Below are 26,005 nucleotides of genomic sequence, written 5' to 3' on the forward strand. Positions count from 1 at the left end.
GCGTCACTCCCCGGTCGGCGACACGGGGGAACTCTGACTCTTGATATCGAAGGACAATGCAGCAATACTGAAGCGTTGCCTGGGTATTCACCGAGGCAATCTGGAGCGCGGGCGTTCCCGCGTCCGTCCGACGCGGGGAGGGGGTCCAGTGCGCCTATCCGATGGGGCTTCGCCGGGGTTCCATGCCGGCGATCGGCGTTGGGAGGACGCGTTTCCATAGCATGAGAGAGCGCGCGGGGAGCTGAGGTGGAGCGCCGCCCACGCGCCGCCGAGGCGCGGTCGCGCCGGTCGGCGCGCTGGAGCGCGGCGGGCTCCGGGCAACATCGATGTCGCGTGGGGTCTGCGCCGAGGAGACGCGCCCTCTCCCGGTGAGCGCAGGCGAGCGAGCCCGAGGTCCACGACCGCGCGGCGAGGCTCCGCCCGCCGCCCCAGGGGGCCAGCGAGCGCGCGACGCGACGCCGGTGCCACGCGCGGTGGTCGGCGTCGAGGATTCGAGATTCGGCTCGTGTCACGTGGCGCACGGAACGCCCTGTGTTTCCGCGCGCCGTGCTCGCGTGTTTCTGTCCACGGGCGCGTGAGACAGGAGAGCATGTGCGCGCCTCGTGATGGCAAGAGCGACAGGCATCGTCAACAGACCTCGCAAGGAGTGGCTCGCATGGACACCGGAGATCATTCGTTCAATCGCAGGGATCTGTTGCGTGGAGTCGGTGGCGTCGCGACCCTCGCTGCGGTGGCTCCTCTGGTGCTTCGCAGCTCGTCCGCGGGAGCGGCGACACCGACCGCGCTCGCCTCCGGCGTCCCGGAGGCGGTGGGCATGCGTTCGGAGCGGATCGAGGATGTCTTCGCGCGCGTGCAGCGCCGCGTGAACGACGGCCTCTTCCCGGGCGCGACCGCGCTCATCGCGCGGCGGGGCGTGATCGTGGGTCACCGGGCCTTCGGCAACAAGGTCGCTGGCGCCACCGAGCCGGTCACGCTGGACACGATGTTCGACGTCCTGTCCATGACCAAGGTGCTGGCGACGGCGACCGCGGTCATGCTGCTCGTGCAGCAGGGGAGGCTCCGGCTCACCGACACGGTGGCGTCGTACCTGCCGGACTTCGCGGCGAACGGGAAGGCGCGCGTCACCGTCTTCGACATGCTCCGGTACTCGGCCGGGCTGCCCGTCGACAACCAGGCCCTCGACGAGCCGGACGCCGACACGACGTGGCGGCTCATGGCCGAGACGCCGCTCGAGTACGCGCCGGGCACGTCCGTTCTCTACAGCGATCTCACCTACCGCTTGCTGGGCCGGCTGGTCGAGGTCGTCGCCGGCGCTGATCTGAACAGCTTCGCGCGGGCCCACCTCTGGGGCCCGCTCGGCATGCGCGACACGATGTTCAACCCGCCGGCGGCGCTCGCGCCGCGCATCGCGGCGACCGGGTACTCGGCCCGCCGCGGCCGCGTCGTGCGGGGCGAGGTGCAGGACGAGCAGGACTTCGCGCTCGGCGGGATCACGGGCTGCGACGGCGTGTTCTCGACGAGCATGGACATCGCGATCTTCTGCCAGATGTTCCTGAACGGGGGCAGCTACGGCGGCGTGCGCGTGCTGAGCCCACAGGCGGTCTTGACCATGGCGCGCGACCAGACTCCCCAGGTCACCGCCGCCGCGACGGACACCTCGCCCCTCAGCAACCTGCTGCTCGCGCCCAAGGGGCTCGGCTGGGAGATCTGGACGCCGCGCTTCTCGCACGGCGGGACCCGGCTATCGCCCTGGTCCTTCGGCAAGGCGGGCGGGGCGGGCACGTTCGCGTGGATCGACCCGGCGCGTGGGCTCTTCGGGGTCCTCTTGACGAATCACGGGCTGCCCGAGCCGTTCGACGAGCCCGGCTGGAACCGCATGCTCGACAGCACAGGCGTGGTCGAGTTCTTCGACGGGATCGTGGGCGCGGTCGCGGACGAATGCTGATCGCCCGGCGCGACCCGCGCTCGGCTTGCCAGGGGCGGGCGGCGTCAACGTGCGTCGCGCTCCCGAAATCATGCCTTTGGGACCGGCGCGCTCGTGGCGCGCAGGAAACTTGACGGTTGCGCCCAGGCGCCCGCGTAGCGGCTTTCCTGGACAAGCGCGTGTCCACCCGCGCGTTGCTACGCAGTCGCGACTCATCCGCTCGAGACCTGGGTGGCTCACACCATGAGCTGACGCGTTGCGTTGTCGCGCGGCGCAACTGCGCGGCAAGGCCGGGCGCACCACGCGGCGCTCCGGCGTCCGGCGCGCGAAGGGCGAGGGGCGAGGGAGGGCGATGCAGCGTTCTCTCTCTCGGGCGTCCACGCTCGTCAGGGGCGCTCCGGCCGCACGAGGGCTTGCCATGGCCCGGCCTGGAGGAGAGCGGCGTCTCGCCGAGTTCTTGGCCACGCCGCGAAAAGGCTGGTTTGACATCCTGAAACAATTGACCTCCCGACGCCGTAAGCAGCTCCGCCGCGCGGGAAACCACGCGCGCGGCGCCCGTCCAAGCAGCCTTCCGGTCCGGGCCGCGCGCGCCGAGCCGCGGCCGAACGTGCGGCTCATTCTCGGCGGCGTGCGGAAGGGGCGTGTAGATTCTTCTGGCCCCACTTCATCCAGCGCGATCTGGCTCGAGCTGGGTTTGGCATTGACGCGTTGCGTTGTTTTGGCGCGCTTCGGCGCGCCTGTTCTGGCCCGCGGGGCGGCAAGAGCCGATCAATTACAAGTGATTTCGATTACTTGTATTTGACGCGTCGCAGAAAGTAACAATCTGTCGTGGGCGCCTCGTAGACCTTTGACATGAACAGAACGTTCCTGTTAACTGTGCCCCCCGTGTGCCGGCCGTTGGCTGCGGGAGGCTCTTCCCCAGAGAGCCGGCTCAAGTAGAGAGCCAAGCTTAGAATCTCTTTGGACCGCTTCCGCTACCGCGCTCGGCCAACTGGCCCAGTCAGCCCCCCACTACCCAAGTAGACTCCACAACATGGATAGGAGCGTCGTTCGATGACATCACTTAAGAGAGACAGGTCGTCGGTCCCCAGCAAGCGATCCGCGGGTCGGCGCGCCGCAGTCCGGGCCCTCGGGCTGGTTTCCGTCTCGGCCTTTTGCCTCACCGCAGCTCCGCGGTCGGCGCACGCCGTGTCGGGCGAGAACTTCGAGTGGCACTGGTACTCGCGCCTCGGCATGGCGTGGTCGCTCTACGGGCAGGACATCCAGGGCAGGTCGATGAACCTGCTCGGGTTCGGCATCGGCGGCCGCTACGAAGAGGGCGACTACTCCGAGCCGAGCTTCGTCGCGCACGTGGTGAAGGGCGCGACGCCGGACGACTTCTACGTGAAGTCCGAGATGACCTTCGCCATCTGGCCGACGCACGGCTCCTTCATGCAGCCCGCGTCGAACGGCGGCGACACGATCGAGGTCGAGTTCAACCAGGCCTACATCGAGTCCGGCAACTTCCTCGTCCCGGGCCTCAGCGTCTGGGGCGGCGCGCGCTTCTTCCGCGAGCAGTACGCGCCCATCGGCGACTACTTCTACCTCGACGATCTCAGCGGCCAGGGCGGCGGCATCAGCTACAAGGGCCTGAACCTCGCGATCATCGGGCACACGTGCTGCAGGCCGGGCCAGGCGCTGCAAGACGCCGATGGCAATGGTGTCCCCGATGGAATCGGGCAGAGCTTCGGGAACGGGCCGTACACCTTCGATCCCACCGGCAACGCGGAGCAGGGCGATGCCCCTGTCCGGAGGAACCGCACGATCTTCGCGGGCAACTACAAGTTCGGGTTCGGCGGCGAGGCCAACCACCACGTCAAGGTGCACGCCGAGGCCCACGTCCTCCCGGCCGCGAAGCAGGGGCCGGGCCTCGAAGAGCGTGCGCCGGGCGACTTCGGCGGCATCATCGGCGCGAAGCTCCACCTCGGGCTCGGCCAGGGCAACTGGAGCGACACGGCCGTGCGCTTCGGCACCGGCATCGCCAACGGCGCCCTCGGCGGGGGCAAGACGTACCAGACCTGGGGCGCAGCGAACGAGGACGGCACCTACGCCGGCTCCTTCGCCATCGAGGCCGTCGAGCACGTCGGCTTCCGGATCGGCGACATCGCCGCGCTGGAAGGCCTCGCCACCTTCCACTACGTGAAGGCGGCGTACGAGGCGCCCGATGGCGCCGCCGGCCCGACGAGCCCCGAGCAGGCGCTCGACTTCTCGGTCCAGGCGAACGCCGCGATCTTCGCCCACAAGAACTTCCACCCCGTCGTCGAGGCCTCGTTCCAGGGCATGAAGGTCGGCGAGGGCGAGATGGGGACCGTGGCCAAGGTCTCCGTCGTCCCGACGCTCGTGCCGACGGGTGAGCTGAGCACCGGCGCGCGGCCGCACTTCAAGCTCATCTACACGGCCGCGTTCTACAACGACGCGGCGGTCCAGGGGCGGATGTCCCCGTACCTCGCGGCCACCGGCACCGAGTCGAACGTCGGCCACTACATCGGCGCGCGCACCGACTGGTACTTCTGAGATCGGCGGCGGCTCGACCCCGCCGCTTCCCTCCGCTCCATCCTCCTCGCCTTCCGCGCCCCGCGCCGCAACGTCTCCGGCGGCGGGGCGCCCCCCCTCACGCCGTATCGCTGCGCGACTCGCTCGCGATCTCCTGCGACGCGGGCCCGGCCTCCTCGTCCGACGGCGCCGGGGCGTCGGCGTAGTGGTGCGCGAACGAGCGGGCCGCGCGGCGCGCCTTCAGGAACTCCGCGAACGCCGTCAGCGTGTCGAGGTCGCGCGGGCCGAGCGCCTCGGCGATGTCCCGCAGGTTCTTGCGCAGGCTCTCCACGCTCCTGCCGCGGCGGGGCTCCCGCACCTCCTCGCGCTCGCGCGCCGGCACCTCGACCGCAGGGGCCGCCGCGGGCGGCTCCGGGCGGGCCGGCACCTCCGGCACCCACAGCGGCCGGGGGACCGGGTTCAGCGCATGCGCGTTCAGCCACGCCTCCATGAAGATCCGCAGCCGCTCGCTCCGGAACGCGAACCAGCGCTCCCGCTCCGGGCCGTACGACATGAGCACGTCCTTGAAGCGACGGAACGCGCCCTTGCCGTCGATCGCCTGGCTGAGCTTCGCCTGGAGATCCATGTCTTCCACCATCGGGATGTACCGCTCCATCCAGCGGTACTGCTCGCGCGAGCTCACGGGATCGATCCGGAGGTAGTTCGGATCCGCCGCGATACGCGCGTGCATCTGCGGGTCGGCCACGCCATCGACCACACGGAGCACGTCGCCCGTGCCGAGGTGCAGGTACGAGTGCACCTCGGGGGCGTTGTTTTCGAAGGCGTCCTCCAGCGCCTCCCAGTCGACCGGGATGTCGCGAACGGCCGTCCCGCCGGCTGAAGCATTCTCGGTAGTCGGCATGTCCTCCTCGTCTCCATCGAAAGCAGCGAGGCGTCGGGGGGCTGGCCGAACGCCTCGGTTCAAGTGCACCAAGTTTGAACGGAAATGCGCCGTCGTCATAGCACTCTACGCTGGTTGGGGGCCTCTGGGCCTAACTCTCGCAACCTAGGGTTGATTCCTTGATCCGGAAGCCCGTTCGGCCGCCGAGCGGTCGCGCGCCGGCGCGCCCGCCCGCGGGCGGCCGGCGGCCCGGGAGCGAGCATCGGGAGAGGTTGGCTCAAGCGGAAAACAGCTTGGAAAATCAGGGGAGCCGGCGCGCGCTCAGCCGCGCTGCGAGCGCGTGCGGGCGACGGCGTCGGCCCAGCGGCGCAGGTGGGCGGATCGATCCGCGTCGCTCATCCCGACCTGGAAGGTCTGCCCCACTCGGGACATCCGGGCCGACTCCTCCTTCGTCCGGAAGAGCCCGGCGCCGACGCCGGCGAGCATTGCGGCGCCGCGGGCCGTCGTCTCCAGATCCGTGGGGCGCTCGATGGTGACGTTCGCGAGGTCCGCCTGGAGCTGCAGGAGCAGGTCGTTCGCGGCGGCGCCGCCGTCCACGCGCATCCGGCGCAGCGGGTGGCCGAGGTCGTCGGCCATCGCGCGCAGGAGATCCGCCACCGAGAACGCGATCCCCTCGAGCGTCGCGCGGGCGAGGTGCGCCGCGGTGGTGCCGCGCGTGACGCCGGCGACGAGCCCCCGGGCGTCCGGGTCCCAGTAGGGCGCGCCGAGCCCGGAGAGCGCCGGGACGAACGTGACGCCCTCGCTCGAGGGCACGCTGCGGGCGAGCGCCTCGATCTCCGCCGCGCTCTTGATGAGGCCCAGGCCGTCCCGCAGCCACTGCACCGCGGCGCCCGCGATAAAGGCGCTCCCCTCCAGCGCAAAGACCACCTCCGATCCGATCTGCCATCCCACGGAGGTGAGCAGCCCGAAGCGGCTCCGGAGCGGGCGATCGCCGATGTTGACCAGCGCGAACGCGCCGGTGCCATAGGTGCACTTGGCGTCGCCCGTCGCGAAGCAGGCCTGGCCGAAGAGGGCCGCCTGCTGGTCGCCCGCGATGCCGGCGATCGGGACGCCGTCGGGCAGGTGCGGGAAGCGGCGAGTCGCCGCGATGCGGCCCGCCGAGGGGACGATCTCCGGCAGGATCGGGCGCGGGACGCCGAACAGCGAGAGCATCGCGTCGTCCCAGCTCCGCTCGGCGAGGTTCATGAGCAGGGTGCGCGACGCGTTGGTCACGTCGGTCGCGTGCACCGGCGAGCCGCCGGCCGCGTCGCCCGAGAGGCGGAAGACCAGGAAGCTGTCGACGGTGCCGAAGCAAAGCTCGCCGCGCTCGGCGCGCGCGCGCGCCGGGCACGTTGTCGAGGATCCACGCGAGCTTCGTGCCGCTGAAATACGGATCGAGCACGAGCCCGGTCGTCTGCTCGACCGCCTGCTCGTGGCCGGCGGCGCGGAGCTCGGCGCAGCGCGCCGCCGTCCTGCGGTCCTGCCAGACGATCGCCCGGTGGATCGGGCGGCCGGTGGCGCGCTCCCAGACGAGCGTCGTCTCGCGCTGGTTCGTGATGCCGATCGCCTTGATCGAGCTGCCGGCCACGCCCGCGGCCCTGAGCGTCTCGCCCACGGCGTCCTGAACCGTCTGCCAGATCTCCTCCGGGTCGTGCTCGACGAGGCCGGGCTCGGGGAAATGCTGGCGGAACTCGCGTGTCGCGCGACCCAGCGTCGCGCCCGCCGTGTCCATGAGAAGGGTTGTTGTGCCGGTGGTGCCCTGATCGATGGCGAGGAGGTACGCGGAATCCATGGCGCCGATTAACGCGGCGGCATGGGGGCGCAAAGCCGATCCAGGCGGCGTGGTCTCGTGAAGATCGGGAGTGTGCTGACAATGTGTTCAGTGTATGCCCGCGGGCCGACCTCGAGCGCCGGCCGGATCGGCGCGCGCCGCTGCGCGGCAGGGCTCGCCGGCCCGTGCTGGTGCGGCGCTCTCCTGAACCTCGGTCGGTCCCGGACTTCGGCCGGAAAGATTGTCGGGCCGTGCCGGGCTGGGTAATCTCCCAGGACCGATGGCCCGCCTCATCCTGCAGACCGCCGAGGGCCAGCAGGCGATCGAGCTGCGGCCCGTGAACTCGCTGGGGCGCCACCCGAACAACTCCATCCAGCTGCTCGACAAGATCGTCTCGAAGGAGCACTGCATCATCGAGCAGCGGGGCGATCACTTCGTCCTGCGCGATCTCGGCAGCCTGAACGGCACGTTCATCAACAGCGAGCGTGTCCGGGGCGAGGCGCCGCTCAAGCACGGCGACGAGATCGCCCTGGGCTCCACGCGCGGTCGTTTCGACGATCCGGGCGCCCCGGTCGCGCCGCCGGTCGTCCCGGGCTGGCCGCCCATGGTGAGCCCCCAGGGCCCGATGCAGGGGGCGCCCCCGGCGCACGGCTACCCGCCGCCGAGGGATCCCGGCTACCCGGCCCCGCCGCAGGCTCAGTACCCGCGCCCGCAGCCGGCGCCGCCGGGCACGGCGGCGCCGCCGCCGCGGCAGCAGCAGCAGCAGCACGCCCCGCCGCCGCCCCTGGTCCAGGGGCCGGGCGGGACGGCGCCGCTGCCAGGGCGCCCGGGGGCGCACGGCGGCACGTACCTCGCGCAGGGCACGCGCATCGACGTGAACGATCAGGCCCGGCAGATCGGGACGCAGATCGCCGCGGTCGACAAGGGGTTTCTCGCGTTCGACCGGATCGCGAACGACATCAACCAGCTGCGCGCCGACTACGAGCGGCTGCGCCTGTCCCACGAGCTGTCCCGCGAGATCGCGGCCGAGCGCGACACGACGAAGCTGCTCGAGAAGATCCTCACGAGCGTCTTCAAGTTCATCCGCGCCGACCGGGGGGTGATCTTCCTCCGCGACGACAGCGGCGAGCTCACGCCGCGCGCCATGCAGCGGCGCGACGGGACCACGGCGCCGATCAGCGTGTCGTCGACGATCTTGAACCACGTCGTGCACGAGCGCGCCGCGGTGCTGACCCACGACGCGGCGATGGATTTCGCGGCGTCGAAGGGCAAGAGCATGATCCTGAACCGGATCAGCTCGGCCATCGTCGCCCCGCTCGTCGCCCCGCTGCAGCACAACAACGAGGTGCTCGGGGTGCTCTGGCTCGACTCGGAGACGCTCGCGCAGTTCCAGCCCAAGGACCTCGAGCTCGTGACGGCGATCGCCTACCAGGCGGCGATGTTCATCGAGATCAACATCCTCGGGAAGAAGATCGAGAACGAGATCGTGCGGCGCGAGCGCTTCAGCCGCCTGCTCTCGCCGAACATCGCCGAGCGCGTCCTGAGCGGTCAGCTCGAGGTGAAGCGGGGCGGGCAGCGCGTCGAGGAGTGCACGGTCTTCAACAGCGACATCCGCGGCTTCACGCGCATGAGCGAGAGCACGAGCCCCGAGGCGCTCGTCGAGATGCTCAACGAGTACTTCGAGCGGATGGTCGACACGATCTTCCAGTACGAGGGCACGCTCGACAAGTTCATGGGCGACGGGATCATGGCGCTCTGGGGCGCGCCGGTCGCCCACCGGGACGACGCCGTCCGCAGCGTGGAGTGCGCGCTGAAGATGGGCGAGGTGCTCGGCGAGTTCAACCGCCAGCGGCTCGAGATGGAGCAGCAGCCGCTCGCCGTGGGCATCGGGATCCACACCGGGCCGCTCGTCGCCGGGTACATCGGGAGCTCGAAGGCGCTCAGCTACACGGTGATCGGCGACGTGGCGAACACGTCGGCGCGGCTCTGCTCCATCGCGCTGGCCGGCCAGATCGTCATCAGCGAGGCCACGTTCGCGCAGCTCGGCGGCAAGTTCGAGACCGAGGAGCTCCAGCCCGCCCGGGTGAAGGGCAAGGAGAAGCCGCTCCGGGTCTACAACGTGCTCGGGACCCGGCCGATGGTGCAGGTCCCGCCGAACGCCTTCAGCAACCCCGAGCCCACCAACGCCGCGGAGTAGCGCGGGCGAGGGCGACGGGCGCGGCGGCGCGCGCGCGTCCTGGAGCAGAGCAGGCGGCGGCGCGCGCGTCCTCGGGGGGCGCGAGGCGCCGCCCGGCGCGACGCGACGCGGCAGCACAGCGCCGTAGCCGTCCGCCCGCTGCGGCGTTAGGGTCCCTGCCGTGGCTGCCTCCATTCTACCTTTCGAGAAACCCGTCGCTGAGCTCATCGAGAAGGTGCGGGAGCTGCGCGCGCTCGCCGCGGCCGACCCGCGCTTCGAGCCCGAGCTCGCCCAGCTCGAGGACAACACGGGCCGGCTGGCGCGCGAGATCTTCGCCGGGCTCACGCCGATGCAGAAGGTGCTGCTCTCGCGCCACGCGAACCGGCCGTACACGCTCGACTACGTCAAGCGGCTCTTCACGGACTGGGTCGAGCTGAAGGGCGACCGGCGCTTCGCCGACGACGCCTCCATCGTCGGCGGCCTGGCGACCTACCACGGCCGCAGCGTCGTGGTCGTCGGGCACCAGAAGGGGCGCGGCGCGAAGGAGAACGTGAAGCGCAACTTCGGGATGCCGCACCCCGAGGGGTACCGGAAGGCCATCCGGCTCTACGAGATGGCCGACCGGTTCGGGCTCCCGATCCTCACGTTCATCGACACGATGGGCGCGTACCCGGGCATCGGCGCCGAGGAGCGCGGCCAGAGCGAGGCGATCGGCGCCGCGCTCGCCTCGATGGCGCGCGTCGGGGTGCCGATCGTGGCGACCGTCATCGGGGAGGGGGGCTCGGGCGGCGCGCTGGCGCTCGGCGTCGCCAACCGCGTGCTGGTCCTCGAGTTCAGCTGCTACTCCGTCATCTCGCCGGAGGGCTGCGCCGCCATCCTCTGGAAGGACGGGGCCCGCGCCGACGAGGCCGCGGCGCGCCTCAAGATCACCGCGCCGGATCTCCTGCAGCTCGGGGTCGTCGACGCCATCGTCGAGGAGCCGACCGGCGGCGCGCACCAGGATCACGACGCGGCCGCGGCGCTGCTCGACAAGGCGCTCTGGTCGACGCTCACCTCGCTGGACGGGCTCGGCCCGGAGGAGCTCGTCGACGACCGGTACCGCCGGTTCCGCGGGCTCGGGTCGTTCATCGGCTAGGCGGCGCCGCCCGGGCGCGCAGCCCCACCAGCCGGCTGGCTCTCGCCGGGCGCCGGGGCTATACGGCTCGCGGATGGACACCCGCAAGGTGCTGCGAACGCTGCTGCTCGTGGGCACCTCGGCTGTCGCCGGCGGGGCGGTCCTCTGGGTGCAGGCGAGGTTCAACGCCTCGGACCAGCGGGCGGCGCTCGGCGTCGTGCAGCAGTTCCGCCCGCAGGGCGGCCGGAGCGTGCCGGAGGCGATCGGCGCGCGGCACCCGGGCAAGGCGCCCCGCTGGAGCGCCGCCACCGAGTCGGCCTGCTTCCAGCACGTCCGCGTGCGCGCGACGGTCGAGGAGGCGCCGCCCGTGCGCTACGAGTTCCTCGTCGACATCAACGGCCCCTCGATCCACCCGGGCAACCGCGAGGGCGAGGGGATCCTCGGCGAGCTCGCCCGCCTGTCGGGCGCCTCGGCCGCCGCGGAGGAGGCGCCTTGAGCGTCCGCGTCGCCCTGGTGGGCTGCGGGCGATGGGGGGAGAAGCTGCTCCGCGCGACGTCGGAGAACCCGCGCGCGCGCGTGGTCGCGGTGGCGGACCTCGACCTCGGCCGCCTCGCGCGGGCGCGCGCGCTCGCCCCGCGGGCGCGGCTCGTGCGCACCCTCGACGAGGCGCTCGCCGCGCGCGTGGACGCGGTGATCATCGCGACGCCGGCGGCGAGCCACGCCGAGCTCGCGCTGCGCGCGCTCGACGCCGGCGCCGACGTCTTCGTCGAGAAGCCGCTGGCCCTGTCCGCGGCGCACGCGGACCGCTGCGCGGCCCGCGCGGCCGCGCTCGGCCGGATCGGCATGGTCGGCCACCTGCTGCGGTACCACCCCTCCGTGGTGCACCTCGTCGCGCTCGCGCGCGAGCGGCGCCTCGGCGAGCTCGTGCGCTTCAGCGCCGCCCGCCTCTCCACGGGCGGCGGCGGGGCGCGCTCGGCGCTCTGGACGCTCGGGCCGCACGACCTGTCGGTGCTCTCGGCGCTCGACCCGAGCCCGCTCGTGGAGGCGCGGGCCCGCGCCTCGGTCAGCGGCGAGCGCGTCACGCTGGAGGCGCGCCTCGAGAGCGGGCTCGTCGCGGAGATCGAGCTCTGCTCGTCGAGCCCGACCAAGGAGCGGCGGCTGCGGCTCGCGGGCGCCGCGCGCGTCGCGCTCTTCGACGACGTGCGCGCGCCCGATCGGCTGCTGCTCCTCGACGGCCGCGGCGCGGCGGGCGCGGCGGACGGCGGCGAGCTCGCGCCGGCCGGGCACGAGCTCCGCGTACCGTGGCGCGAGCCGCTCTCGGTGGAGGTCGAGCACTTCCTCCGCTGCGTCGAGGAGCGCGCGCCGCCGCGCTCGCCCCTCGACGAGGGCGCGGCGGTCGTGCGGATCCTCGAGCGCGTCGAGGCGACGCTCATCGCCGCCGCGGCGCCCGCGGTCGCCGCGGTCTAGCGTCGCCCAGGGGCGCCGCCGGCGCGCCGCCGATCCCAGGGGCGCCGCCGGCGCGTCGCCGATCACCGGCCGGGCTGAGGGACACGACGGACACACGACGGACGGAGCGCGGCGGCGCGGCGCTCACCCGGCCCCGCCGCCCTTTGCAGCGCCGGATCGGCGTGGTACTGCCGTCGGTTGAAGGGTCACCATGCCACAGGATCCGAGGATTACCCCCACGCAGGTCAAGGCGCCGCACGGCGCGCGGGTGATGGAGATTCACTGGGCCGACGGCCATCGCAGCGTCCTCCCGCACGAGATCCTGCGCGGCTATTGCCCGTGCGCGAACTGCCAGGGGCACGGCGGCACGATCAAGTTCGTGCCCGGGGGCGACCTCGATCTCCGCGAGATCGAGCAGGTCGGCAACTACGCGCTCCAGTTCACGTGGGGAGACCGGCACGACGCGGGCATCTTCACGTTCCGGTACCTGCGCTCGCTCTGCCAGTGCGACGAGTGCAAGCCGCAGTTCCAGCCTCCCGGGTCGAAGTGAGCGCCCGCCGCCCGCCGCCCGCCAAGGCTGCTCCGCCGGCGCGCGCCGAGCGGCAGCTCGATCCGTTCCAGATCGTCGACTCCTCCTTCGTCGCCGGCGCGGGGTCGCTCGCGTCGCTGCCGCCGCCCGTCCGCGCGGAGGTGGCGTTCGCCGGGCGCTCGAACGTCGGCAAATCGAGCCTCATCAACACGCTCGTCGAGCGCAAGGGGCTCGTGCGGACGAGCTCCACGCCCGGTGCGACGCGGCAGATCAACCTCTACGAGGCGCGCGCGCGCGACGGCGCGGTCTTCCAGCTCGTGGATCTGCCGGGGTACGGCTTCGCCCGGCGCTCGAAGTCGGAGCAGGCCGCCTGGGCGGCGCTCATCGAGGGGTACCTGCGCGGGCGCGTCACGCTCGCCGCGGTGGTCTTGCTCGTCGACCCGCGGCGGGGGCTCGAGGAGGACGACATCGAGCTCATCCGCTTCATCGAGGCCGCGTGCGACGTGGCCCGCCGGCCCGTGGAGCTGCTCCTCGTCGCGACGAAGATCGACAAGGTGCCCCGCTCATCCGTCCGGCGCGCGCTGGACGCGCTGTCCGCCGCGGCCCCGCGGACCGCGGGCGGCGCGCCGCGCCGCGCGCTGGGCTTCTCGTCGATCACCGGAGAGGGGAGGCGGGAGCTGTGGCTCGCGCTCCGGCGCGCGACGGTCGGCGCGCCGCCGCCGGCAGGGGACGGCGCGGTCGAGGGTGGATAGCGCCCTTGCTTCAGCATGCGAGACGCGCGCGACAGCGGCGCGCCGCGCGCCGGAGCGCGGCCGATGGAGGTATTGACCCGACCTCCGAACTGCCCCTAACGTGCGGCTCCTCCGGCTTCGCGGGGGAGTCAACAGAGCCGACAGCCACGCTGACTCGCGGTGCTTGCAAGGCAGCTCGCGCGCGCCAGCCCTCTTTTCTCACCGGCTGATCCTACGATGTCCGACTACTCCGGCCAGGTCACGCACGTCCACGCGTCGCTGGCGCCGCTCTGGTGGATCCCGCTCCTGCCGCTGCTCGGCGCGGTGACGAACGCGCTGTTCGGCCGCGCGCTGCAGCGGAGCGCGTTCGGGCGCGAGCTGTCGAGGCGACTCCACATCGGGAGCTTCGGCGTCACGCTCGTCGCCGTCTCCGCGATGATCGGCGCCTTCCTGCTCGGGATCGCGGGCCTCGTGGCGCTCGTCGGGCTCCCGCCGGGGGAGCGCTATCTCTACAGCTTCGCCTGGCAGATGGTCCGCATCGGGTCGCTCGACGTGAACTTCGCGTTCGCGATGGACCCGCTGAGCTGCCTGATGACGCTGATCATCACCGGCGTCGGCACGCTCATCCACGTCTACGCCGCCTCCTACATGGAAGCGGAGCCCTCGTACTGGCGATTCTTCACCTACCTGAACCTCTTCGTCTTCTCGATGTTGCTCCTCGTCCTCGGGGACAACTTCATTGTGATGTTCTTCGGCTGGGAGGGCGTCGGCCTCTGCAGCTATCTGCTCATCGGGTTCTGGTACAGGGACTACAAGAAGGCCTCTGCGGGCATGAAGGCCTTCGTCGTGAACCGCATCGGCGACTGGGGCTTTGTGGTCGGCCTCGCGCTGCTCTTCTGGGGCCTCGGCGCCCGGTGGCTCGACGACGGCCGGTTCCTCTCCGATTACCGCGCGCGCTTCATCGCGGTCGAGGCGGAGCCGCACGGCGGCCACGGCGAGGCCGGGCGCGAGGCGGCGGGGCGCGGCGCGGCGGGCGGGGCGCGCGACGCGGGCGAGGGGGGGGAGCGCGGGCCGGCGTCGCTCGTCGGCGCGAGGGGCTATCTCACCTTCACCGGCCACCCCGGCGCGCGCGTGTACCTCGGCATCGCCGACGCCGCGCAGCTCGCCTCGAACCCGAGGCCCTTCGGCGTCTCGCCGTTCGTCCGCAAGGAGATCCCTGCCGGGGCGCACTCCGTGGTGATCGTCCCGGGCGACGGCGCCGTGATCGCGGGCGACGGCAACGAGATCGCCGCGATCGAGCGGATGCGCGTCTCGCCGGGCAAGGAGGTTGTCCTCGCGACCGTGGGCTCGACGGTCACGTTCCGTGAGATCCACGATCAGCTCGTGATCAAGGACGCGAGCGGCAAGGCGTTCCTGAAGGAGGCCCTCGAGTCGAAGACGGCGTGGGGCGGCGCGGGGCTGATCACGGTCGCCTGCCTCTTCCTCTTCGTCGGCGCGGTCGGCAAGAGCGCCCAGATCCCGCTGTACGTCTGGCTGCCGGACGCGATGGCCGGCCCGACCCCCGTCTCTGCGCTGATCCACGCCGCCACGATGGTCACGGCGGGCGTTTACCTCATCGCGCGGCTCTGTTTCCTGTTCTCGCTGAGCCCGACGGCGAGCGGCGTCATCGCGCTGATCGGCGCCGCGACAGCGCTCTTCGCGGCCACGATCGGCTTCTTCCAGTACGACATCAAGAAGGTGCTCGCCTACAGCACGGTGAGCCAGCTCGGCTTCATGTTCATCGGGGTCGGCGTCGGGGCGTACTGGGCCGCCGCGTTCCACCTGATGACGCACGCCTTCTTCAAGGCCTGTCTCTTCCTCGGCTCCGGCTCGGTGATCCACGGGATGCACGCCGTCCTGCACGGCGAGGAGGCGGCGCAGGACATGCGCAACATGGGCGGCCTGCGCCGCGTCATGCCGCGCACGGCCCGGGCTTATCAGGTGGCGTGTCTCGCCATCACGGCCGCGCCCATCCCGTTCTTCGCCGGCTTCTGGTCCAAGGACGAGATCCTCTGGAAGGCGTTCGGCACCGAGAACACCGGCCCGATCCCGGGGCTGCTCATCTATGCGATGGGCCTCGCGGCGGCGTTCTGCACCTCGTTCTACATGTGGCGGAGCTACTACCTCACGTTCGAGGGGCCGCACGCCCGCGAGGAGATCGCGACCAAGGTCCACGAGTCGCCGCCGGCCATCACCTGGGTGCTCGCGATCCTGGCGGCGCTGTCCGCGCTCGCGGGCGTGGTGTTCGGCTTCTCCAGCCACTTCGTCGGCGGCCACGGCGAGCCCCTCCTGGAGGAGTGGCTCCACCCCGTGCTCGCGCACGCGGAGGTCTCGTTCAAGCCGCACGGCCTCGGGCTCGAGCTCGCGCTCATGGCGCTCTCGGTGGGCGGCGCGATCGTCGCCTTCTCGCGCGCCCGGGCCCGCTACGGGGCGCGGCGCTCGCCGCGGTGGGCGGAGGAGGAGCGGCGGCTGCCGGGCTACGTGCTCCTCTCGAACAGGTACTACGTCGACGAGATCTACGACGCGACGGTGGTGCGCGGCTTCATGGCGCTGCGCCTCTTCCTCGCCGAGATGGACCGGTGGATCGTCGACGGCATCGTCAACGGCGTCGCGGTCCTCTCCCGGGCCGCGGCGTGGGTCACGGGCGCCATCGATCGCCACCTCGTCGACGGCGTCGTGAACGCCGTGGCCGAGGGCACGCTGCGCGCCGGGGCGAAGCTCCGCGCCCTGCAGACGGGGCGCATCCAGAGCTACATCTACTTCCTCCTGGGCGGCGTCGCGCTGTTCAGCATCGTTCGTTACTTCCTGCGGTGAGCGGCGGCCGTGGTCCTGCGCACGGGAACCTGATGTCGAACCTCTTCAACATGGGTCGTGGATTCGCCCTCGCGAGCCCGGCCGGGTCCACCTCGATGAAGCTCCTGACCTCCCTCCTGGCCGCGCTCTCCGTGGTGCTCGGGGTGGCGTTGCCGGCGCTGGCCCAGCCGCTCGAGGAGACCCGGGCGCGCGCGCCGCGCGGCCAGATCGCGCTCCGCGCAGAGCCCGCCGGCGCGCCGGTCGAGCTCACGGCGCGCGGCCCGGATTACGCCGGCTCGTTCACGATCGAGAACGTCGGCGACGGGCCCCTGCGGGTGACGCGGGTGGTCGTGCGCACGTCGGCCGAGGATCCGCGCCTGCCCCCGGGCGTCAGCGCGGAGCTCGAGGGCGGCGGCGCCGCGGCGGTGATCCCGCCGGGCGAGCGCCGGAAGGTCGAGGTCCGGTGGAGGACCGCGGGCGTGCGCGCCCGCGAGCTCTACGGGCACGTGGTGGTCGAGTCGGACGCGGTTGCCGAAGGCGCGGCCGAGCCGGGGCGCGCCCTGGCGATGGGCATCCACGCGGAGCGCGGGCGCGGCCTCGGCTTCATCGGCGACCACATCCTCTCGATCCTCACGTTCCTGCCGCTGCTCGGGGTGGTCGCGGTCTTCCTCGCGCACCTCCTGCGCTACCAGGACGACCGGAAGCTCCGGCTGCTCACCGTCGTGCTGATGGGCGTGAACCTCGTCCTGGCCGCGTGGCTCTACGCCACGTTCGACAGGGGCTTCACCCGGGCCGACGGGAACGACGGCTACCAGTTCATCGAGCACGGCGTGTGGATCCGCTCGCTGAGCGTCGAGTACTTCGTCGGCGTCGACGGCGTGTCGATCTCGATGGTCCTCCTGACCGCGCTGATCTCGTTCGTGGGCGCGCTCGCGAGCTACAGCATCCACGACCAGCTCAAGGGCTATTTCGCCATGTACAACCTCCTCGTCACGGGGATGTACGGCGTCTTCATCGCCCTCGACCTGTTCCTCTTCTTCGTCTTCTGGGAGGTGATGCTCCTGCCGATGTACTTCCTCATCGGCATCTGGGGCGGGCCGCGGCGGGAGTACGCGGCGATCAAGTTCTTCCTCTACACGCTGGCGGGCAGCGTCTTCATGCTGCTCGCGTTCATCTGGTTCTACCTGAACGCCGGCGACGCCTACCTCGTCGACGGCCAGGCGACGCAGCGCATCTTCTCGATCCCGGAGCTCTCGCGGGTCGCGTGGGTCGCGCAGGGGATGGAGATCCTCGGCGTCTCGGCGGTGAAGGTGGTCTGGATCTGGCTCTTCATCGCGTTCGCCATCAAGATCCCGATGTTCCCGTTCCACACCTGGCTGCCGGACGCCCACGTCGAGGCGCCCACGGCGATCAGCGTGATCCTCGCGGGGGTGCTCCTCAAGATGGGCACCTACGGCATCCTGCGCATCAACTTCACCCTGCTGCCCGAGGCGACGCAGTGGGCCGCGCCGGCGATGGCGGCGTTCGGGGTGATCAACATCCTCTACGGCGCCTTCTGCGCCATGGCGCAGAGCGACCTGAAGAAGCTCGTGGCCTACTCCTCGGTGAGCCACATGGGCTTCACCCTGCTCGCGCTCGGCGCGATGACGCCGCAGGGCATCCAGGCGGCCCTCGTCCAGATGTTCAACCACGGCCTGATCACCGGGATGCTCTTCACGCTGGTCGGCGTCATCTACGACCGGGTGCACACCCGCGACATCGACAGGTTCGGCGGGCTCGCCTCGGAGATGCCGCTCTACACGGCGTTCGTGGGCCTCGCGTTCATGGCGTCGCTCGGCCTGCCCGGCCTGTCCGGCTTCTGGGGCGAGGCGATGACGTTCATCGGCGCCTTCGCGCGCTACCGCGCCCTCACGATCCTCGCCGCCATCGGCGTGATCGTCACCGCGGCCTACCACCTCTGGGCGCTGCAGCGGATGTTCCTCGGGAAGTTCCGCGAGTCGTGGCGGACGAGCAAGTACCTGGAGCCGTTCGGCGGGAGGTTCCCGGAGATCCGCGGGCGAGAGATCGCGTCGATCGCGCCGCTCGCGGCGCTCGTCGTCGTCCTCGGCTTCTGGCCGCGCCCGCTGCTCAGCCTCAGCGACCGCGGGGCCCTCGAGATGCACCGCCTGGTGGACAGGCCGGGGCAGTTCCAGATCGCCGCCGCGCCGCGCGCGAGGGGCGCTGGCGAGGCCGCGTCCGCCCTCCTGGACGTCACGCCGGAGGGCGCCGCGGCGAGCCAGGTCGTCCTCGCCAGCACCAGATAAGCCGTGGAAACCCGCACCCTCGACAACCTCCAGAGCCTCCCGTACTTCGCGCCGGAGCTCGGGCTCATCGCCGCCGCCCTGCTGCTCGTCGTGTGGGATCTCGTGGCCCCGGCGCGCCTCAAGCTCGCGGGCCTCATGGCCATCAGCCTCGCGGCGCTCCTCGCCTCGGGCGGGCTCGGGGCGTACTTCCTGGCGACGGACGCGGGGCCTCACAACCTCTTCTACGGCCTGCTCGCGTTCGATCGCTTCTCGAACCTCTTCCGCGTGCTGTTCGCGTTCGCCACCGCGGCGCTCCTCCCCTTCCTCGTGCCCCCGAGGGAGCCGGGCGCCACGCCCGAGCTCCGGCGCGAGCAGGGCGAGTTCTTCACGCTGCTCCTCGTGCTGTCGCTCGGCATGAACCTGATGGCGGCGAGCCGCCACCTGCTGCTCATCTACCTGTCGCTCGAGCTCGTCAGCATCGTCAGCTTCGTGCTGGCGGGCTTCAAGATCGACGACGCGCGATCGAGCGAGGCGGCGCTCAAGTACGTCATCTTCGGCGGCGTCGCCTCGGGGATCCTGCTCTACGGGATGAGCTGGATCTTCGGCATCACCGGGTCGATGCACCTCGGCGAGTGCGCAGCGCGCATCGCCGCGCTCACGGCGCAGGAGGGCAAGGTGCCCGAGGTCGTCTTCGTCGGCACGATCTGCGTGCTGGCGGGCTTCGGCTACAAGATCAGCGCCGCCCCGTTCCACATGTGGACGCCGGACGTGTACGAGGGCGCGCCGACCCCGGTGACGGCGTTCCTCTCGGTCGGGCCGAAGGCGGCCGGCTTCGCGGTGCTGGTGCGCTTCTTCTCGGACGCGCTCGGGGCCGGGGGCGCGTCGCCCGGCGTCGAGACGCCGTGGCCGGTGGTCGCCGGGTGCCTCGCCATGGCGACCATGATCATCGGCAACCTCTCGGCGCTCGGGCAGGAGAACGTCAAGCGCATGCTCGCCTACTCGAGCATCGCGCACGCCGGCTACATGCTGCTCGGCTTCTCCGTGTTCAGCGACGCCGGCGTCGCCGCGATCGCCTTCTACCTCGTCACCTACTGCTTCATGAACCTCGGCGCGTTCCTGGTGGTGATGGCGGTGGCCGAGGAGAGCGGCGGCGACGAGGCGCTCCCCGCCTTCCGGGGGCTCGGGCGCCGCGCGCCGCTCGTCGCGGCGGCGATGGCCGTGTTCCTGATCTCGCTCACCGGCCTGCCCCCGACGGCCGGGTTCGTCGGCAAGTTCTACCTCTTCTCGGCGCTGATCACCGCCGGGGGCGCGTGGAGCTGGGTCCTCGCGGTCGCCGGGGTGCTGAACAGCGTGATCTCGCTTTTTTATTACGCGCGGGTCCTCCGCGCGATGTACCTGGAGAAGGGCGACCGCGCGGAGCCCGCGCCCCTGCGGCCGCTGCTCGGCGCGACCGCGTGCGCGTTCGCGGTTCCGACCCTGCTGCTCGGGGTAGCCTGGGGGCCCGTTTACGACTTCGTGGCGCGCTCGCTGACGATGGTGCGCTGAATCGACGCGGTCGGCCTGCACGCGGCGGTATCCCTCTCGCGGCGATCCTTGCTAGTGTGCGCGCGCGTGGCGAGGACGCAGGTCGCGAGAGTCCCAGAGGAACGCTTGAGCCGGGGCGTGCGGCTCGTCCCCGGTGGCCTGGAGATCGGCGGCAAGCTGGTCCCGCTGTACGCCGGCAGCCTCCATTACTGGCGGCTCGATCCGACGGACTGGCGCGCCTGCCTCGAGGCCACGCGGGCGCTCGGTCTGCGCCTCGTCGACATCTATGTGCCCTGGGCCGTCCACGAGACCGGCCCGGGGCAGTTCGACTTCGGCGAGACCGATCTGCGCCGCGACGTCGGCGCCTTCCTCCGCCTCGCGCACGAGCTCGGCTTCTACGTCATCGCCCGCCCCGGCCCGCACATCAACGCGGAGCTCACCTGCTTCGGCATCCCCGAGCGCGTGATCTGGGATCCGAGCTGCCAGGCCCGCTCGCCGCGGAACAACCCGGTCGTGCTGCCGATGCTGCCGTACGGGTTCCCGGTGCCGAGCTACGCGAGCGACGCGTTCCACGACGAGGTCGCCCGCTATTTCCACGCGCTCGGCCCGGTGCTCAGGCCGCACCTCTACCCGGACGGGCCGATCGTGCTGCTCCAGATCGACAACGAGGGCGCGCTCTACTTCCGCGACGGGGCGTACGACCAAGACTATCACCCGGACGCGATCACCCTGTACCGGGACTTCCTGCGCCAGAAATACCGGACCATCGAGGCGCTCCAGCGCGCGTACGCGAGGCGGGCGGAGGCGCCGCCCGAGAGCGGCGCCTCGGCGGGCGAGGACGCCGGCGCGGCGCTCCGGCGCGTCGTGGGCCGCGAGCGCGCGCCGCTCGACGGCGGCGACCTCAAGTTCGCGACGATCATGCCGCCGGTCGCGTTCGACGCGGAGGCGCCCTCGGACCTCGCGCGCCACCTCGACTGGAGCGAGTTCCACGAGCACCTGCTCGAGACCGCCATGGGGCGCTTCGCGAAGGCGCTCTCGGCGGCCGGCATCGACGGCCTGCCCACGATGCACAACTTCCCGATGGGGCAGGAGACGACGCCGCTCAACGCCGCCCGCATCTCGCGCGTCGTCGACCTCGTCGGCCTCGACTACTACAGCATCGCGAGCCCGAGCAGCCGCGCGATGATCGCCCGCCGGACCAGCGAGCTCGCCGTGCGCTGCGAGGCGCTCGCCCTGCCGCCCTTCGCCTGCGAGATGGGCGCCGGCTTCCCGCCGTTCTTCCCGCCGCTCGAGGAGCGCGACAGCGCCTTCGTGGTGATGGCCGCGCTCGCGTACGGGCTGCGCGGCTACAACGTGTACATGGCCGTCGAGCGCGATCGCTGGATCGGCGCGCCGATCGATCCGCACGGCCGCCCGCGCCCGTTCGCCGCGTTCTGGCAGAAGCTCTCCGCGGCCCTCGAGGCCACGGGGTTCCACGCGCTCCGCCGCCCCGCCCCGGTGCGCATCGTCACGCCGCGCGCGGAGCGCCGGCTCACCCGCGTGATGCACGCGTTCGGCCCGCTCACCGGCGCCTTCTTCTCGATCATGAGCTTCGGCGCGCGCGATCGCTGCGTCGAGGACGACCTCGGGCTCGGTTACCCGCTCACGGTGGAGTCCGACACCTTCGTGCGCGCGTTCGAGGAGGCGCTCGACGCGCGCGGCGTCCCCTACGCCCACGTGGGGGGCGAGGATCGCGACGCCTCGCTCGAGGGGGCGCGCTGGATCATCTGCGCCACCTCGGGCGGCCTGAGCCCGGCGCTGGTCGAGCAACTCGAGGCGGCGGCGGGGCAGGGGACACTCATCACGCTCGGGCCGCGCGAGCCCGCCTTCGACGGCGCCTTCCGCCCGCTCGCGCGCCCCTACGACCTGGACCGGCTCCGCGCCCCCGCCCAGCACATGCCGGCGCTGCTCCACGACGACCCCGCCGCGGCGGACGCCGCGGTCTCGCGCGCCATCGACGCGCTCGGCCTGCCGACGTTCGCTTGCGATCCCGACGGCGTCTTCGCCACGCTGCACGAGGACGCGTCTGGCGCGCCGCGCGTGCTGTTCCTGCTGAACCCCGGGGACGCGGACGTGGTGGCGCGCGTCACGGTGAGCGCGGCGCGCGCGATCGATCTGCTGGACGACGCGCGCTTCGAGGTGCGCCGGGGGGTGCTGGAGGTCCGCCTCATGCCCCGCACCGTGCGCATGCTCGCGCTCGAGTGAGGCGACGGCCGCGGCGTCAAGGGAGACCGGCGCGGCGACCGGGGTCAGCTGTCGAATCGGAGGGAGTTGCCCTCGGGGTCTCGGAAACGGCCCATGCCGATCATGATCACGTCGATCAGCGACCAGATACCGAATCCGCCGCAGGTCAGGAGCTTTGCAATCCCGAGACCGGTCTGTCCCAGATAGAAGCGGTCGGCCCCGAACACGCCCAGGAAATAGGAGAGCATGAAGAGCGTCGACTGGCTCTTGTTCGGGTAGCCGACGGGCGCCTCTCGCCGGAGCGCGAGCCCCTGCGCGTCGCGCATGGCGCCGGTGCCGATCAGGATCGTGTCGATCGCGCTCCAGATGCCGAAGCCACCGCACGTGAGCAGCTTCAGGAGGCCGAGCCCGGTCTGGCCCAGATAGAACCGATCGACGCCGAAGACCCCGAGAAACACCGAGAGCACGAAGGTGGTTGCCTGGTCCTTGTCGGACCACGTTGTCATCGCGCCCGGGCTGGCCGGCATCATCGGTCCGCCGCCGTACCCCGGCGGCGGGCCCCAGCCACCGCCAGGCGGCGCGCCCGCCCCTGCCGGAGGTGGGCCCCATCCGCCGCCTGGGGGCGGATAAGCGCCTCCTGCGGGCGCGGGCGGATAAGCGCCCCCCGCCGGCGGATAGGCGCCCCCCGCCGGCGGATAGGCGCCCCCAGCCGGCGGATAGGCGCCTCCGGAATGCGCGCCGCCTCCGCCGCCAGGCGGCGCTCCCTGGCCGCCGGGCGGGCTCGACCCCCAGCCGCCACCGCCGCTCCCCCAGCCGCCACCACCGCTCCCCCAGCCGCCGCCACCGGGCGGAGCCCCGCCACCGCTCGTGCTCATCCTTGTTCCTCCAGCTGACGCGGCGGACGATGCAACGGCGGAGCCTCTGCGGTCGTCGGCCGACCATGACTCTATCCTGGAATCTCCGGCCTGCGCGCGTGGAACGTGAAAATCACTGGTGTATGCTGGGAGCCCACCCTAGCTTGGGCACGATACAGCCGCTGAGCGCGGCGCGACAGGCAGGCGCGTACGGCAATGCACCAAGGTACACAGTCCGATCGATGGCTGTCGTTCGCCCTCCGGACGGGGCTCATCGCGCTGTTCTTCTGGATGGTGAAGGGCCTGCTCGTCCCCGTGTTGCTCGGCGGGCTCGTCGCGCTCCTCGTCTCGCCGCTCCAGGGCCGCCTCGCGCCGCGACTCGGTCGCTTCCGGGGGTTCGCTCCGGCGATCTCGACGATCGGGGTGATCATCCTCGTGTGCATCCCGCTCGCGGTGATCATCATCGAGGCCTCGGCCTCGATCAGCCGGTTCTTCGCCCGGGACTGGTCCCACACCATCGAGCGTGTCCAGGGCCTCCTCAACGACGGGCGGATATCGGGGCTCCTCAACAGGGCCGGCCTGTCCGGCGACGACGTCCGCAACTACCTCGGCAACTTGTTCCAGCGGGTGGGCAGCTCCATCGCGGGCTTCGCGGGGGGCATGGTCGCCGCGGTGCCGCAGACGATCGTCGACGCCTTCCTGTTCGTCGTGGCGCTCTACTACCTGCTCCGCGACGGCGGCCAGCTCCTGCGCTGGCTGCTCATGCAATCGCCGTTCAGGGGTGACGAGACCGACGTGCTCTTCGCCTCCATCCAGGACACCGTGCACGGCGCCGTCCTGGGCCTGCTCGCGACGGCGGCCGTCCAGGGGACGCTGACGACGATCGCGCTCTTCGTCTTCAAGGTGCCCGGCGCGTTCCTGTTCGGCCTGCTCGCGACGCTGCTCTCGCTCGTGCCCATGATCGGGACCACGCCGGTGACGCTGGGCGCGGCGATCTACCTGTTCATCGTCGGCCGCGTCGGCGGCGGCATCGGCATGTGCGCCGCGGCCGCCCTGGTCGGGCTCTCGGACAACGTGATCCGGCCGTGGGTCCAGAGCTCGCACGGCGGGATGCACCCGCTCGTCGCCCTGCTCAGCATCTTCGGCGGGCTCGAGCTGTTCGGCGCGGCGGGGATCTTCATCGGCCCCGTCGTCGCCGCCATCGTGCTCTGGGCGGTCGACACGCGCGCGCGCCTCCCCCGCGGGCCCACGTCGCAGGCGCCGCCGCCCCGCGGGCCCACGTCGCAGGCGCCGCCGCCCCGCGGGCCCACGTCGCAGGCGCCGCCGCCCTGAGGCGCCTGGCGGTGGTCGGTTCCGGGGCGCTCACCGGAGGGGCTGGAGTGCAGGCGGGCTACAAAAGAGGCCCACCGGAACGCAAGCCCCGGAGGTGAGCACCCCGGAACCGACCACCGCCAGGCGCCGGGCCCTCACCAGCGCTCGATGCGGTACCCCCGCCGCTCGGCCAGCCGGCGGAGCCTGGGGTCGGGGTTCACGGCGACCGGCTCGGCCACAATCTCGAGGAGCGGCAGGTCGCTGATGCTGTCCGTGTAGAACGTCGCGTCCTCCAGGCGGAACCCCTGCGCCTCGGCCAGCGCGCGCGCTCGCGCGACCTTGCCCTGCCCGAGGCAGAGCGGCGGCTCCGCGCGGCCGGTGAAGCGCCCGTGCTCGTCGATCTCGAGCACGGTCGAGACGAGGTGCTCGATCTCGAGCCGCCTCGCCAGCGGGCGCGAGGCGTAGAGCGACGCGCCGGTCACGATGGCGCAGAGATCCCCCGCCGCCCGGTGCCGCCTCACGGCCTCGCGCCCTGCGTCGGCGATGTGCGGCTCGACGTAGCGCCGGAACCAGTCGTCGCAGCGGGCCGCGAGGACGGTCTCGGGCACGCCCCGGAGCGGGAGCAGCGCGCGCTCGGCGACCTTCGCCGCGTCGAGCACGCCGAGCGTGTATTGCCCGACCCAGTAGAGGGTCCTCAGGAGATCGCGCGTCGTCGCCTCGCCGATCTCGCGCTGGTACTTCACGTAGAGGCTCGCCGTCTCCTTGCGCAGCAGCGTGCGGTCCATGTCGAACAGCGCCGCGCGCCGGCGCGCCCCGCCCTCCGCCGGCGCCGGCGCGCCGGCGCTCCGCGGAGGGCCCGGGGAGGTCCCGTCGTTCGAGGTGCTCACGGGGCGAGACCGTAACCGCGGGCGAGGGTGAGGGAGAAGAGGTTGCACGCCGCGTGGAACAGGAGCGGCGCGCCGATGCCGCCGGTGCGGGCCCGCAGCCACCCGAAGATCAGCGACGGGAAGAAGACCGCGAGCCGCGCGGGGTGCAGGATCGTGAGCACGTGCCCCAGCGCGAAGATCGCCGACGCCACGAGCCACCCGGGGCCGAGCTGGGCGCCGAGGACGCGGAGGCGCGGCGGGAAGACGCGATCGAGGGCGCTCTGGAGGTAGCCGCGGAAGAACGCCTCCTCGGGCAGCGCGACCACGAGCAGCTGCGCGGCGATCTCGTCGGCGGGCGCGTCGGGCGGCCGCAGCACGAACGGCGAGCCCGTGTCCCAGTACAGCCGGTAGCCCAGCCAGAACGGGGGGAAGACGATCGCGGCGACCAGGGCCGCCCAGGCGAGCGCGTGCAGGGCCGCGCGGGCGAGCCGCCGCGTCGACAGCGGCACGGGCTCGAGGACCCCGCCGAGCGACAGGCCGTGGGCGCGGATGGTCGCCTCGTCGTACCGCAGCACGAGCCAGAACGTCGCCGCGAGGAACGTGAGGCCCACGAGCGTCCCGGCGTAGGTCGTCGGCGCCGCGTGGGACACCGCGGTCACGGCGGCGGTCGTGATCGCCGCGGCGAGGAGCGCGCGCGCGGCGGTCGGCTCGGGCGGCCGCGGGCGCGCGCCGGCCGCGGCCGGCGCGTCGGCGCGCGCGCCGCGGGGCTCCTCGCCGGGCTGGGGGGGCACGTCGCGGCTCGGGTCGATGGGCGTCGGTGGTTGCAAAGGCGTTCTCGTCGCGGAGGGCGTGCGCGGGCATCGCGTCGGCGCTCGCCGCGGCCGCGCGCGCTCAGCCTAACCGTGAGCACGCCGGTCCGCGACCGCCAGCGCGGCGCGATTCGAGCGCTGCTCACAGGTCCAGCCTCCGCT

General features: G+C 72.0%; 18 protein-coding genes and 1 pseudogene. 14 read left to right on the top strand and 5 right to left on the bottom strand.

Translation table 11 applies throughout. The features are described 5' to 3' along the window. The first annotated feature begins 814 nt into the window (after positions 1–814). From WMF31_RS03570 to WMF31_RS03580, 3 genes are all read left to right on the top strand, one after another. Positions 815–1,945, top strand: a complete 1,131-nt coding sequence (locus WMF31_RS03570) for a serine hydrolase domain-containing protein (protein ID WP_242515474.1) — start codon at positions 815–817, stop codon at positions 1,943–1,945. Between the two features lie 397 nt (positions 1,946–2,342). Beyond that, a complete protein-coding gene (locus tag WMF31_RS03575) occupies positions 2,343–2,726 on the top strand; it encodes a hypothetical protein (RefSeq protein ID WP_436600586.1) in 384 nt (127 codons plus the stop codon). A 386-nt stretch (positions 2,727–3,112) separates the two neighbouring features. Further along, a complete protein-coding gene (locus tag WMF31_RS03580) occupies positions 3,113–4,477 on the top strand; it encodes a carbohydrate porin (RefSeq protein WP_436600587.1) in 1,365 nt (454 codons plus the stop codon). Positions 4,478–4,574: 97 nt separating this feature from the next. Here WMF31_RS03580 and WMF31_RS03585 read toward each other — a convergent pair whose 3' ends face one another. Together WMF31_RS03585 and glpK are read right to left on the bottom strand one after the other, a co-directional pair. Beyond that, positions 4,575–5,357 carry a UPF0158 family protein gene (locus tag WMF31_RS03585; protein ID WP_436600588.1) on the bottom strand — a complete coding sequence of 261 codons (783 nt, stop codon included), beginning with the start codon at positions 5,355–5,357 and terminating at the stop codon, positions 4,575–4,577. A gap of 300 nt (positions 5,358–5,657) precedes the next feature. Beyond that, positions 5,658–7,167, bottom strand: a pseudogene (gene glpK / locus WMF31_RS03590) (glycerol kinase GlpK). Between the two features lie 259 nt (positions 7,168–7,426). Between glpK and WMF31_RS03595 the strand changes: the two are divergent. The 10 genes from WMF31_RS03595 to WMF31_RS03640 all read left to right on the top strand — a co-directional run bounded on the left by WMF31_RS03595 (position 7,427) and on the right by WMF31_RS03640 (position 22,024). After that, complete coding sequence (locus tag WMF31_RS03595; RefSeq protein ID WP_436600589.1) at positions 7,427–9,343, top strand: adenylate/guanylate cyclase domain-containing protein; 1,917 nt, start codon at positions 7,427–7,429, stop codon at positions 9,341–9,343. 160 nt (positions 9,344–9,503) lie between these two features. Beyond that, on the top strand, positions 9,504–10,457 hold the full coding sequence (locus WMF31_RS03600; protein WP_129353676.1) for an acetyl-CoA carboxylase carboxyltransferase subunit alpha: 954 nt from the start codon (positions 9,504–9,506) through the stop codon (positions 10,455–10,457). A gap of 73 nt (positions 10,458–10,530) precedes the next feature. Next, positions 10,531–10,932, top strand: a complete 402-nt coding sequence (locus WMF31_RS03605) for a hypothetical protein (protein WP_436600590.1) — start codon at positions 10,531–10,533, stop codon at positions 10,930–10,932. Further along, complete coding sequence (locus WMF31_RS03610; RefSeq protein ID WP_436600591.1) at positions 10,929–11,903, top strand: Gfo/Idh/MocA family protein; 975 nt, start codon at positions 10,929–10,931, stop codon at positions 11,901–11,903. Before WMF31_RS03605 ends, WMF31_RS03610 begins: the two co-directional genes overlap by 4 nt. A 190-nt stretch (positions 11,904–12,093) precedes the next feature. Next, entirely contained in the window at positions 12,094–12,432 is a 339-nt protein-coding gene (locus WMF31_RS03615) for a gamma-butyrobetaine hydroxylase-like domain-containing protein (RefSeq protein WP_242515472.1), read from the top strand. Continuing rightward, a complete protein-coding gene (gene yihA, locus WMF31_RS03620) occupies positions 12,429–13,163 on the top strand; it encodes a ribosome biogenesis GTP-binding protein YihA/YsxC (RefSeq protein ID WP_436600592.1) in 735 nt (244 codons plus the stop codon). Before WMF31_RS03615 ends, yihA begins: the two co-directional genes overlap by 4 nt. Before the next feature lie 216 nt (positions 13,164–13,379). Continuing rightward, the gene (locus tag WMF31_RS03625; RefSeq protein ID WP_436600593.1) at positions 13,380–15,995 is read left to right on the top strand and encodes an NADH-quinone oxidoreductase subunit L; all 2,616 of its coding nucleotides are present in this window, start codon (positions 13,380–13,382) and stop codon (positions 15,993–15,995) included. Between the two features lie 32 nt (positions 15,996–16,027). Beyond that, positions 16,028–18,277 (top strand): NADH-quinone oxidoreductase subunit M, encoded by a 2,250-nt coding sequence (locus WMF31_RS03630; RefSeq protein WP_436600594.1) that lies wholly within the window; start codon positions 16,028–16,030, stop codon positions 18,275–18,277. Positions 18,278–18,280: 3 nt separating this feature from the next. Further along, on the top strand, positions 18,281–19,801 hold the full coding sequence (locus WMF31_RS03635; protein ID WP_436600595.1) for an NADH-quinone oxidoreductase subunit N: 1,521 nt from the start codon (positions 18,281–18,283) through the stop codon (positions 19,799–19,801). Positions 19,802–19,906: 105 nt separating this feature from the next. Further along, positions 19,907–22,024 (top strand): beta-galactosidase, encoded by a 2,118-nt coding sequence (locus tag WMF31_RS03640; RefSeq protein WP_436600596.1) that lies wholly within the window; start codon positions 19,907–19,909, stop codon positions 22,022–22,024. A gap of 44 nt (positions 22,025–22,068) precedes the next feature. Here the strand turns inward: WMF31_RS03640 and WMF31_RS03645 are convergent, their stop codons facing one another. Then, the gene (locus WMF31_RS03645; protein ID WP_436600597.1) at positions 22,069–22,509 is read right to left on the bottom strand and encodes a TM2 domain-containing protein; all 441 of its coding nucleotides are present in this window, start codon (positions 22,507–22,509) and stop codon (positions 22,069–22,071) included. Positions 22,510–23,073: 564 nt separating this feature from the next. On the opposite strand from WMF31_RS03645, the gene WMF31_RS03650 reads away from it, so the two are divergent. Further along, positions 23,074–24,189, top strand: a complete 1,116-nt coding sequence (locus WMF31_RS03650; RefSeq protein WP_436600598.1) for an AI-2E family transporter — start codon at positions 23,074–23,076, stop codon at positions 24,187–24,189. 134 nt (positions 24,190–24,323) lie between these two features. On the opposite strand, the gene WMF31_RS03655 is transcribed toward WMF31_RS03650, so the two are convergent. Then, the gene (locus WMF31_RS03655; RefSeq protein WP_436600599.1) at positions 24,324–25,055 is read right to left on the bottom strand and encodes an HAD family hydrolase; all 732 of its coding nucleotides are present in this window, start codon (positions 25,053–25,055) and stop codon (positions 24,324–24,326) included. Further along, positions 25,052–25,861 (bottom strand): myxosortase MrtC, encoded by an 810-nt coding sequence (gene mrtC, locus WMF31_RS03660; protein ID WP_436600600.1) that lies wholly within the window; start codon positions 25,859–25,861, stop codon positions 25,052–25,054. Before mrtC ends, WMF31_RS03655 begins: the two co-directional genes overlap by 4 nt. Positions 25,862–26,005 lie beyond the last annotated feature (144 nt).

The sequence above is a fragment of the Sorangium sp. So ce1036 genome, assembly GCF_051369805.1.
In the GTDB taxonomy this organism is placed as follows: domain Bacteria; phylum Myxococcota_A; class Polyangia; order Polyangiales; family Polyangiaceae; genus Sorangium; species Sorangium cellulosum_F.

Coding starts and splice junctions, on each gene's coding strand:
- WMF31_RS03570 (WP_242515474.1), top strand. CDS start 815: ATGCGTTCGGAGCGGATCGAGGATGTCTTCGCGCGCGTGCAGCGCCGC.
- WMF31_RS03575 (WP_436600586.1), top strand. CDS start 2,343: ATGGCCCGGCCTGGAGGAGAGCGGCGTCTCGCCGAGTTCTTGGCCACG.
- WMF31_RS03585 (WP_436600588.1), bottom strand. CDS start 5,357: ATGCCGACTACCGAGAATGCTTCAGCCGGCGGGACGGCCGTTCGCGAC.
- WMF31_RS03595 (WP_436600589.1), top strand. CDS start 7,427: ATGGCCCGCCTCATCCTGCAGACCGCCGAGGGCCAGCAGGCGATCGAG.
- WMF31_RS03605 (WP_436600590.1), top strand. CDS start 10,531: ATGGACACCCGCAAGGTGCTGCGAACGCTGCTGCTCGTGGGCACCTCG.
- WMF31_RS03615 (WP_242515472.1), top strand. CDS start 12,094: ATGCCACAGGATCCGAGGATTACCCCCACGCAGGTCAAGGCGCCGCAC.
- WMF31_RS03625 (WP_436600593.1), top strand. CDS start 13,380: ATGTCCGACTACTCCGGCCAGGTCACGCACGTCCACGCGTCGCTGGCG.
- WMF31_RS03630 (WP_436600594.1), top strand. CDS start 16,028: ATGTCGAACCTCTTCAACATGGGTCGTGGATTCGCCCTCGCGAGCCCG.
- WMF31_RS03645 (WP_436600597.1), bottom strand. CDS start 22,509: ATGACAACGTGGTCCGACAAGGACCAGGCAACCACCTTCGTGCTCTCG.
- WMF31_RS03650 (WP_436600598.1), top strand. CDS start 23,074: ATGCACCAAGGTACACAGTCCGATCGATGGCTGTCGTTCGCCCTCCGG.